This is a genomic window from Methanopyrus sp. (assembly GCF_053997775.1).
The window spans coordinates 1-11,357 of the sequence record NZ_JBMXXF010000009.1; the positions used below are offsets into that span (position 1 = coordinate 1).

Below are 11,357 nucleotides of genomic sequence, written 5' to 3' on the forward strand. Positions count from 1 at the left end.
AGGTGCCTCGGTATCCGCTCGCGTCGGTTGAGGTAGCCGTAGCACCAGACGATCTCGATGGAGTCGGACGTGATCCGGACGTGGGTCGCGCCCCTGATGCCGATCACCGGGGGGACGGCGGGTAGGACGAGCAGGATCGGGAGGAGGGTCCCGGCGAGCCCCGGGCTCAGGAGCGCCGCGGAGGCCCCGAGGGCGAGGGCGATCAACGGCGTCAGGGCCAGGAGTCGGCGCGTGCGGAGGTCGCGGGGCCCGCACTCGGGGCCGGTCGCGGGGAAGTACCGGGCCTCACCGCTCAATCCTCACCCCCCACCGCTCCGAGAGGGTTAGGAGGGCGCCCTCGGCGTCGAGCACGCGCACCCGGAGCTCTCCGCTCGGGCGTAGGTGGAGGACCAGTTCGTCGCGTCCCTCGGCCCGGACTTCGGCCAGCTCGGTGAGTCGGAGGCGCTCGAAGCCCGTTACGTGGGTGAGGATCAGCCCGTCGGGTAGGGCGCGGAGGCGGTGGCGTCGGGCGCGGGACCATCGGGCGAGGAGGGGGCCGACCGTCAGCAGGCAGGCTCCCTCGAGGGCGGGGCGCACGGGCTGGTTCGGGATCGCGTTGTCGAGGAGCAGCGCGCAGCACCCCGCCACCGTGAGGATGAGTCCCACCGCCTCGAGGGCCCTTAGCGTGTCGGGAGGGCCCGCCGGGATCGTCGCCTCGCCCGCCTCCCACCGGCCCACGGCCCGGATCCCCCGGTACCGGGCCCCGGGACTCATCGGTAAGATAATTCCGGCCGGTCGCGCGGCCTCGGTGGTCCCGCTCGGTATCGTTTCGATCCTCAAAACAATTCGCGCGGAAAAAAAGGATCAGCGGCGTCGGAGGGCGGGGAGCACCGCCAGCGCGGCGAGGCTCACCGCGGTCACCGGGACCTTGGGCCGCCCCTTGGCTGACTTTTCCCGCTTCGTCTCCTGCCCGGTCTTCGTCGTGGTCTTCGTCGTGGGTCCGACCTTGCCCACCTTGGGCCGGTGCTTGAGGAGCCACTCCGGGTGGTCCATGGCCAGGAGGAGCCAGGTGCAGTAGGTCCACGCCCACTGGCTGGGCCTTTTGCCGCCGGGTCGGTACGGCCAGCCTCCGGTTTGGAGCTGCTGTCCGGCCACCCAGCGGGCGTAGGCCTTCAGGACCTCGTCGATGATTCGGTCCTCCGGCAGGTTGGGGTTCTTGGCCTTGAGGGCCCGCTTGATGGTGTCCACGGCCACCCCGAGCCTGGCGGCCTTGAGGATGGCGAGGTAGATCTGTGGAGTCTCGGTGAGGTCGGGGTACGGGCCCTTCAGCCGACCGTTCTGGACCTTCCAGAGCTTGCAGGCGCCCCAGGCCCAGACGGGGACCTTGACCCCGTTCACGTCGATCCAGCCGCAGTTGGGCACCTTGATCTCCGTCGTGAAGCCGGCCCGCTCGGCGTATTTCTTTCTGAGCTGGTCGGGCTTCACGGTGCGCTCGCCGAAGAGGTAGTTGAACGCGCGCTTGATGGCCTCGGCGAGCCGGCCCTTGTTCAGCCCGAGCTCGTCGGCGATCGCGTAGGCGTCGAGGAGGGCGTTCAGGCAGAACTGGACGACGCCGTACGCGTACCAGTCGCCCATGGCGTACCCGGTCCAGGACTTCCACGCGCCGGCGACGTCGCCCTGCTTCTCCTGGGTGCGGAGGAGGTACTCGACGCCCCGGCGGATCGCCTCGAGCACGCGGCGCTTGGTGAGCTCCGGGTGGTACGCGTCCGGGCGGACGTAGTCCCAGTACTGGACCACCCGGCACAGGGCGGACAGGGCGACGGCGGTGTAGTACGGGTCGGGCTCCAGGGCCTCCACCTTCTTGACGGGCCAGCCGCCCACGAACGCCTCGTTGAGCTTCTTCGCGCGGACGTCCTCCTCGGTGATCTGGTTCTTCAGTAGGAACTCGACGCCGTCCGCGATCGCCTTCCTCACGTCGAGCTCGTACCCGCGCCATCGGACCTTCTCCATCCCCAGGTCGATCAGGGCGGGGAGGAGTACCTGCCCGACGACCTTGGCCGTCTCGCCCACGCTGGAGCCCTCGTGGCGCCGGCCCGCGGAGTACCAGCTGAAGCCCCAGCCGTTGTCCACGTCCTTCTGCAGGATGACCCAGGCGATCACCTGACTCTTGATCGACTCCCACTCCCGCTTGGGGTTGATCTTCACCGGGTTGCCCTTGTCGTCCTGGCCCCAGACGATCTCGTGGTCCTGGAGGTACCCGTACGTGGCCAGCGGAATCACCGTGCGCAGCGCGTTCACCGTGCCCGAGTACCAGCCGCCCCAGTCCAACCCGTAGTATCGCTTCCACGGCGACTCCCAGAGCTTCATGCCCGGGTTGTACAGGCCCTCCTTGGTGAACGCCCAGTCCGCGGCCTTGGTGAGCTGCGCGTCGAACTGCCCCGCGCACGCCCCGACGGGCGCCGCCAGCACCGCCAGGGCGAGCGCGAGCGGAACCCGGGCGCGCAACCGTCCGAGCCCCCCGTTAAACCTAGAAGGAAATCAACTTAAGCGTACTTATTGAACCTGAGGTGAAATCAACTTAACTGAGCCTGATTTGGCCAGACGGTGGACGAGCGAGGGGGGAGGGCGGGCCCGCATGCGCCCGGCGCTCGCCGCCGCGCTCGTCGCCCTCTCGGTGCTGGCGGGCGGGGCCCGCGCGCTCACGGTCGGCATCGTGGGGAATCACGTGCTCTACGATCAGGGCGCCCTCCACCGGGCCTCTCGGGAGCTGACGCGGTTGTGCGGGGAGCCCGTGCGGGTCGAGTTCGCGTACCTGCCCCCCGCCGTCTCCGGGGTCCCGCCCGAGGACGCGCTCGAGCGTGCGGCCGCGGTGATCCGGGAGTCCGACGTTCTGATCATGCCGTTGATGGGGTACCTGAGCGACCGGTACTGGAGGCTCCTCTCGGAGAGGGTGGTGGGGACGCCGCTCCCCCGGGATCTGGCCGTGCTGGCGTTCCAGTCGCGGAAGCGGTTCTTCGCGCTCATCCCGACCGGTGAGCGGGCCCAACCCGTGGTGGCGGGCCGGCTGCGCCCCGGGATCAGGGACCTCGACGCGGTGGCGGCCAACCTCGCCTTCCTGCTCTCGTGCTCCGCCGACCCGGTCCCGGCGCTCGCGTTCGCCCTCTGGTGCGTGGACCCCTCGGTGCCGGCCGACGCGCTGCCCCTGCCCCGGGACGTGTCGAAGGCCTTCCTGGCCGTGTACGTGCCGGGCGTTGGGTGGCTGGGGCCGGAGGTGGATCGGTCGCGGTTGCTCGAGGCGTACCACCGGTGGCTGCGTGATCTCGAGGGGGGCAAGACGGGCCTCTACCGGCGGCTTCGGTACGTGCTGATCCCCTCCTGGGCGGAGGTGTTGGTCGAGGAGACGCGGCGGTACGCCGAGAACTTCACCCCGCCCACCCGGGCGCGCCGGCTCGTGGTCGTGCTCAACCACATCGAGTACTTTCACGCGCCGGACGGGCGTCGGCTCACGGAGCTGGTCACGGAGGCCATCGACCGTAGGGTGCGGGATCTGGGCGTTTCGGCGGTCGCGGTGTGCGGGACGGTGAACGTGGTCCCGGCCGCCCAGGTCGTGGCGGGGTGGCGGGACCGCGGGTACGAGGTGCTGGCCTTCGTGAAGCTCTCCGCGTTCGCGACCCTGTACCCGACCCCGGCCACGTGGCTCTTCCACGACCTGGACGCGCCGGTGATCAAGCCGGTCCTGCCGCTCCGGGGCGACCGGGAGTGCGAGCCCGACCGGTACTGCGCGCGGCGCTGGGGCCCCGTGCTCGAGTGGGCGGTGCACGTGTGGGCGGGTCCCGAGCTGGAGGGCGCGCACTGGTTCTTCCTGCCCGCGCTCAAGCGGAAGGACGGGCCCGGCTTCCTCCCGCTGCCCTCCGGGATCGAGGCGCTGGCCGAGGTGACGCGCGGGTTCGTGCGGCTGCGATTGAAGCCGAACGGTGAGAAGCGCGTGCTCTACGTCCTGTACTGCTACCCGCCCGGGCGCGGGTCGATCGGCGCGACCTACCTGGACGTGTTCGAGTCGATGATCGAGATCCTCGCGCACATGGCCGAGCGCGGGTACGACGTGGGCCCGGCCCGGGACCTGCTCCTCCGGCTCGTCGAGCTCGAGCGGTCGGATCCCCGGGCCGCCGGCGAGTACCGCAAGCTGCTGGCGCACGTGCTCATGGCCGTCTCCGACCTGCTGCTGAAGAACGTGGGACCGTGGGCACGGGGCGAGCTCGCCGAGCTCGCGCGGCTGTACCGGGGCGAGGGGACCGCGGAGACGTCGTTCGAGTGGAACGGCCGGCGGATCGTCATCCGGGTCGTGCGGGGCCGGGTCCTCGTCGAGGGTCTGGCGGACCGGCCCGTGGTGTTCTGCACCGTGAGCCCCGACCAGCTCGTCCCGGTGAGCGTCGCTAAGCGCTGGTTCCGGCGGCACCTCTTCCGCGTGCTGGAGGAGTATCGGCGGCTCGTCGAGCGGTGCGGGGGGCCGGAGCGGGAGCGGGCCCTGCGGCTCCTCGACGACATCGTGAACCGGCTGAGGCGGTGGTGGGGCGAGCCCGAGGACAACAAGGGGTACATGCTCTGGAACGGGTGCTACGTGATCCCGTGCCTGCGGTTCGGGAAGGTGGGGATCGCGCTCCAGCCCCCGCGAGGGTGGTCCGGCAACCCTGAGGCGATCTACCACGACCCGGAGCTCCCGCCCCACTGGCAGTACATCGCGTTCTACTACTGGGTCAAGGAGGCCTTCCGCGCGGACGCGATCATCCACGTGGGCACGCACGGCACGCTCGAGTGGCTGCCCGGGCACGAGTTCGCGCTGCTCGGCACGGACTGGCCGTACCTGCTCCTCCGCGACGTCCCGCACCTCTACATTTACATCATCAGTAACCCGGGCGAGGGCAAGCAGGCCAAGTACCGGTCCGGTCCGATCATCCTGACGCACCTCCCGCCCGCCTGGGATTACTTCCGGGACCTGGGCCGGTACAACGGGGTCTGGCGCGCGGTCACGGACTACCTGGCCCGGCGCGGGCACATCCGCGACGAGAACGTCCTGCGCGAGATGGCCCGTACCGTGATCGAGGAGGCGAAGAAGGTCGGCCTGTACGAGGAGGTGTGCGCGAAGCTCGGGCTCGATCCGGCCGAGCTGGAGCGGGCCGTGGAGCGGGGCGGGCCGGGCTGGAGGGAGCGGTTCGATGAGTTCGTTGACGAGTTGCACGACACGCTCTTCGATCTCCTGGAGCAGCTGGTACCGTACGGGCTGCACACGTACGGCGTGTCGAACGGGCGCGAGCTGGAGCAGGGCGCCCTGATCGCGCTACCTTCCGTCGCCCACTTCATCGCCTACTGGGCGGGGAGAATCAACGAGCCGTCTCCCGAGGAGCTGGCCCGGTGGCAGGCCGCGGACCCCGACGGGTTCCGTCTCTTCCAGCGCAGGGCGGCGGCGTTCCTCCGAGGGCTGCTCGAGCGGCTCCTGCGGAGCCCGGCCTTCCTCCGGGCCGCGAGGGAATACGTGCGGGCGCTGGACGACACGTACCGGCTCTGGCGGCCCGACGTGGAGCGGGCCCGGATCGCGGCGAACCTGGCCCGGGAGGACCGGGAGGTCCGGATCGCGGTGCTGGCGGCCCTCCGAGACGCGTTCCTGGAGGCGTTCGGCACGCTGCCCCGACGCCTGGACGCGGACGTCGCCGTGCGGGTCGCGCTCGACGTCTACCGGGTGTACGCGCACTACGCGGTCTCCCCGCGGACCGAGCTTGAGAACCTGCTGCGGGGTCTGGAGGGGCGCTTCGTCGAGCCGGGGTGCCCCTGGACCGAGCCCTTCTGGAACCCGGACGCGCTCCCGACGGGGCGCAACGGGACGATCATCGACCCGCGCTGCATCCCCACGCCCGAGGCCTGGCGGCTCGCGGTCAAGCTCGTGGACGAGATGCTCGCGGACTACTACCGGAAGCACGGTCGGTGGCCCGAGAGCGTTGCCGTCGTCATCTGGGGCATCCACGAGCTCATCACCGGCGGCCTCGGCGTGGCGACCGCCCTCTACCTCCTCGGCGTCCGCCCCGTCTGGAACCCCACCACCGGCCGCGTGATGGGCGTCGAGCCCATCCCCCTCGAGCGGCTCGTCGTCCGCGTCGACGGGAGGGTGCTCCGCCGACCCCGGATCGACGTCGTCCTGTGGACCTCCGGCTGCTTCCAGGACCTTATCTGGCCCGGCCGGCTCCTCGAGGAGGCCTTCTGGCTCGTCTCACACCTGGAGGAGTCGTCCGAGTGGAACCACCGCCGCGCTCACTTCCTGCGGGCCAAGCGGCTGCTCATTCGGAAGGGCGTGGACCCGCGGACCGCCGAGATCCTCGCCTCCAGCGCCGCCTTCTCCCACCCCGTCGGCGTGTACACCAGCGCCGGCGTGAACAGCGTCGTCGAGTTCGACTGGGTGAACGCGACCCGCGGCGCCGGCGTCCGCCCCGACGTGCCCCCTGAGGAGCGACGCCGGCGCATGGAGGAGACCTTCTGGGAGCGCGTTCAGCGCGCCATCGAGGCGCGCATGACCTACCTGTACGCCTGCGGCGCCCGGATCGTCCGGGTCAAGTTCGGCGACGTTGAGCGCTACCTCGTCCTCCACGAGACCGTCACCCGAGAGATCAGGGGAGAGCGGCAGGTCGAGCTGTTCCGGTACCTGATGAGCACCGTGGACGCCGCCGTGCACAACATCGTGAACGTGTGGGGCCTGCTCGACTGCGACGACTACTACGACTGGCTCGGCGGGATCAACTTCTACGTGTACCGGCTCACCGGGAAGCGCATCGACGTGTACGTGCAGTACGCCGTCAACCCCAGCGCCGCCCGCGTCCGCACCCTCGCCGAGGAGCTCGCCGCCGAGGTCCGCACCAAGTTCCTCAGCGACTCCTGGATGCGCGCCTTCCTCGAGCACGGCGACTACGGCTGGGCCCGCCTCGCCGAGCGCATGGAGTACTGGACCGCCTGGGGCGTCGTCGCCCCCCAGCTCGCCCGCCTGTACGACGTCCTCTACAGCCAGGTCGCCGAGAACCTCCTCCGCTGGATCGAGACCCACGGGCCCACCACCAGCTTCGGCGGCGCCGCCGTCCAGTCCATCCTCGCCTGGATGGTCGAGGCCCTGAGGATCGGCATCTGGAACCCGAACCCCCGGCTCGCCACCCGCGTCATCGAGGCCTACATCCGCTACACGGCCAAGTACGGCCCCGCCACCTGCCACCACACCAGCACCAACCCGCTCACCCTACCCTTCGCCGTCCGCTACCTCGCCCTCCACGCCCCCGAAAAGCTGCGGGAACTACGACCCCTCATCGCCCGCGCCCTACGATGGTACGCCCGGCTGGACACCCCCGAGCTCGCCCGACGGCTCGCACGACTCCTGACCCAAGCCACAGCGATCGGCGCCCGAGCGCACGGCCGCCCCACCGGGCCGACCGGTCCGACCTTCACCCCCGCACCGGCGCCCGTGACCACCTCGAACGCACCCACGTCGGCGAGCGGACGATCGACGGCGCGAACCCCGTCCCCACGATCCACCGCGGCCCCGACGACCGTCACCGCGCGTCCGACCCCAGCCGGGCGGGCCGAGACGGCGACGGCGGCGACCCAGGCCGGGGCCGGCGTGATCGCCGGCGTCCCCACCGGAAGCCGACGGACCGCCGCCGCGATCGGTACCTCGGGTCCATCCCTGAGGACCGCCCCGCGCGCTCCCATCGCCCGCACCGCAACGGGCGCTCGAGGGGCCACCGCCCGCACCGCCGGCCGCGCCACCGCTCACGCCTCAACGCGAGCGGGGACCGCCCGCGCCTCGAGGACTGCGGTCCGGGCTAGCCCCACCGCCACCGCCCGCGCCGCGACCGCCAGCCCCGTCACCCCGCCCCGGATGATCTGGATCTGGCTCCTTGGCCTCCTGCTCACCCTGCTAACGGCCTCCTCCTACCACCTGGCCGTGCGGCACCGGAGGCCCGCCTTTTAGGGAGGCGCGTCCGATACCCTTATCACAACCAGGGAACAATGGTTCACGGGATGGGAACTCCGGCTCCTCTTACGACGCTCGCCTTTACCACCGGTCTCGTGTGACCGAACCTTGCGTTGGCAGGATCAAAAATAATAAAATCCAAGCTATTCTTAACACCGGGGGGACGCGCGTTGTCCACCGTCCCCCTTCGTGCCGGGACAGGCGTGTCCAAGTCGAGCCCGGAAGAGGCGCTCGAGGAGGCCGCGGAGGACCTCGACGAGGTGAACGCCGTCCTCTGCGCCTTCTCCCCGCGGCACGACCCCGATGAGGTTCGCCGCGCCCTGGTCGAGTACCTCGGTGACGACGACTACCTGCTCCTCGGCTTCTCCACCGCGGGCAACATCACCGACGACGGGTTTAGCCAGGGCACCGTCGCCGTCCTCGCCCTCGAGCTCTCCAACCTCATCGCTCTCGGGATGGCCATCGGGAAGGGCCTCTCCGAGGACCCGCACGGGGTCGCCTCACGCACCCTCGATCGCGCCGCCCGGAGCGTGAAGGTCGACGTCTCCGCCGCCCTCGCCCCCGTCGCGACGGGGATCGTGACCGGCAGCGTGGACGTCATCCGGCACTCCCTTGTCGACGTTCTGCTCCTCGTGGACGGGCTCTGCTGCCTCGACAACCCGAACGCGTCCGTTGACGTCCTGCGCGGCATCCTCGACAGGCTCGGCCCTGAGGTCGGCATCCTCGGCGGGATGACCGCGGACGAGTACGAGTTCGAGCGCACCTACCTCTTCGACCGCCACGGCGTGTACGAGGACGCCATCGCCATCCTCACACTATACTCCTCGCTCAAGCGCGGCCACGCCGTCGACCACGGTTACGCCCCCGACACCGACCCCATGGTCGCCCGCACCGATGGCGTCACCGTCACCCACCTCGACGACCGGCCCGCCCTCGACGCGTACGAGGATCACGTCGGCCGCGCCGACCGGAAGACCCTCCTCAAGTACCCGCTCGGGTTCCACGACCCCGGACCCCGACCCTACCACCTCATCCGCACCCTCATCGACGCGGACGAGGAGGACCGCACCCTCCAGCTCATCGCCCAGCTCCCCGACGGCACCCCAGTCCAGATCATGGCCCCCGACAACCTCGAGGCGTCGATCCGCAACGCCGCTGAGCTGGCCATCAAGAACGCCGGCGAGCCCCAGGAGCTCGCCCTCGTCACCGTCTTCAACTGCGCCGCCCGACACCTCGTCGTCGACACGGACGAGGCCCTCGACATCCTCCGGGACCTCATCGGCGAGGACGTGCCCGTCTTCGGCTTCAACTGCTACGGCGAGTACGGGCTGACCCCCTCCGGCAAGTTCATCCAGCACAACCAGACCGTCGCCGTTCACGTGATCGGGAACGAGGTCGTGGGCCACTGAACGCCCTCCCCACGCCTACCCCCCACCAAACGTTATGATTACCAAAACGATAGAAAACGATAGGCCCGAGGACGGTGACGCAGGGTACTTCCCAGGCGGTGCCCTGAGCCCGCACGCGGAGGCCGGCACCCGCCCACCCGCAGGCACGGCGAGCCGCGTGAACGCCCGTGGCGTACGCCCCACGCTCTCACCGGGTCACCGGACCCAGGCCGCCTCACCCCTAACTCCAAGGGCGCGAGCGTTTTCGGCGGACTCCGCCACCCGGTAACTCCCTCCCTCAACGCGCTCCGGGGGTCGCCCGTAACGGGGTTCCCAGCCGAAGACACCCGAAGCCGCTCCGATGGCCGCTCGTTACCACCCAGACCGATCCCCGCACCACCGGGGATCGCCTCTCCCGAAGCCGGGGGATACCGGGCACCCTTGAACCCCGCGGGATGAAACCGCGGGCACCGGCGACCGTTGCGGAGCCCGTAACGATTCCCGGAGAGGGCGCGTCAATCGCGCCGCCGCCGGACGGGCACGGGCACCACCGGAACCACCGTCACCGGCGACCCGATCCACCGCTGCACCTCCCTCTCCGCCACGAAAAACGGGCCCAAGTACCGGTACACCACCTTCACACGGCGCGCCCGGTCCTCCGGGATCACCTCGTACGTCGGTTGGTCCGGGCTACCGGTCTTCACGACCTCTCGAACCCCGAGCTCGGGCACCACCACCCCGTTCGTGCACCACGACGCCGGCATCAAGGTGACGATCCGGTCCACCCGATCGACGGAGACCTCCGCCGGGATCTTGACTAGGTACAGGACGTACCGGTGCGCCCCGGGCTCCCTCGGGCCCGTCAGCACGAAGGGACCGACCCAGAACGTCCAGTACCCCAGCGCGCAGCTCCCCACCGCGAACGGGAAGGTCCGGGTGACCGCCACCCCGTCTTCAGCCTCCAGGCCCAGCGCCAGCTCACCCCGACCCACCGAGTGGGTCGCGATCCACCGGAACGCCTCGTGAAGCCAGTAGCGCCCGAACCCGAACCCCACGCCCTCCCAGTACCCACCGAGGTCGAGCACCACGCTCACCGAGCCGTCCGAGTTCAGGGCGCCCAGCGCGGTCGCGGACCCGTCCTCCGAGTCCAGGATCACGTACGGGCCCGCCGTCGGCCCCGAGACGAACCGGTTCTCCGAGAACCGCACCCTCCACCCCTCCGGCGGCGTCACCGGGATCACCGACCGGTCCGACTTCCGCACCGCCACCGCCCAGCCCGGGCCCGACACGACGTAGTAACCGCCCGCGTCCCCCAGGTTCACCCGCCAGCCCGGCTCACCCACCCCGAACGTCGCCAGCACGGTCCGATCCAACGAGTCCAGGTCCAACCTCACCAACCGGTACCGCCGGTAGCCGAACGGGTCGAACGGTTCCACCGGCTCCACGTAGACCAGGCACGGGCGCCCGTCAACCACCCTCGGCACCACCGGCAGCTTGTCGTCCACGTCGTTCGGGTGCACGATCCTCGCCGTTCGATGCCCCGACAACGCCGGAGCGTCCGTCGAGAACCCCGTGATCTCCGCGATCAGCAGGTTATCCCCCGACCCCACGCCCATCGTGTGGTACGTCACCACCCTCAGCGCGTCGGCCGACTCGTCGTGGAACGCCGCGACCGGCACCACGTGCAGGTAGAACCCCGACAGCTCCCCCGACACCGGCACCACCGACGGCCCCGACTCCGGCCGGTACCGGACGATGGAGTAGCGCAGCGCCCAACCGGCGTCCCCCTCCCGCGCCTCAACCAGGACCGCGACGTCCCGCTCCGGCCGCCCCGTGCCCAGGTCGAACACCGGCACCAGCACCGCCTCCAGGTACCGATCCGGCGGAGAGTCGACCGCGTGGAACCGCTCCAGCGTCATCGACAGCGGGTCGGAGGAGGCCGCGCAGGGCGCGATCATCACCGCGAGGAGCACCGAGGGCCACAC

6 protein-coding genes are annotated in these 11,357 nt (G+C 70.4%); 2 read left to right on the plus strand and 4 right to left on the minus strand.

Going from position 1 to position 11,357, the window contains the following annotated elements:
* From ACXJJV_RS01700 to ACXJJV_RS01710, 3 genes are all read right to left on the minus strand, one after another.
* A partial coding sequence (locus ACXJJV_RS01700) for a hypothetical protein (RefSeq protein WP_456466448.1) occupies positions 1 to 296 on the minus strand: 296 nt, incomplete at its 3' end.
* Entirely contained in the window at positions 286 to 717 is a 432-nt protein-coding gene (locus tag ACXJJV_RS01705; protein WP_456466449.1) for a hypothetical protein, read from the minus strand. The genes ACXJJV_RS01700 and ACXJJV_RS01705, both read right to left, overlap by 11 nt.
* A gap of 126 nt (positions 718 to 843) precedes the next feature.
* Positions 844 to 2,484 carry a prenyltransferase/squalene oxidase repeat-containing protein gene (locus ACXJJV_RS01710; protein WP_456466450.1) on the minus strand — a complete coding sequence of 547 codons (1,641 nt, stop codon included), beginning with the start codon at positions 2,482 to 2,484 and terminating at the stop codon, positions 844 to 846.
* Positions 2,485 to 2,614: 130 nt separating this feature from the next.
* On the opposite strand from ACXJJV_RS01710, the gene ACXJJV_RS01715 reads away from it, so the two are divergent.
* Together ACXJJV_RS01715 and ACXJJV_RS01720 are read left to right on the plus strand one after the other, a co-directional pair.
* On the plus strand, positions 2,615 to 7,981 hold the full coding sequence (locus tag ACXJJV_RS01715) for a cobaltochelatase subunit CobN (protein ID WP_456466451.1): 5,367 nt from the start codon (positions 2,615 to 2,617) through the stop codon (positions 7,979 to 7,981).
* A gap of 173 nt (positions 7,982 to 8,154) precedes the next feature.
* Positions 8,155 to 9,393 (plus strand): FIST signal transduction protein, encoded by a 1,239-nt coding sequence (locus tag ACXJJV_RS01720; RefSeq protein WP_456466452.1) that lies wholly within the window; start codon positions 8,155 to 8,157, stop codon positions 9,391 to 9,393.
* Between the two features lie 494 nt (positions 9,394 to 9,887).
* Here the strand turns inward: ACXJJV_RS01720 and ACXJJV_RS01725 are convergent.
* Positions 9,888 to 11,357: hypothetical protein (locus tag ACXJJV_RS01725; RefSeq protein ID WP_456466453.1), on the minus strand; the 1,470-nt coding region annotated here is incomplete at its 5' end.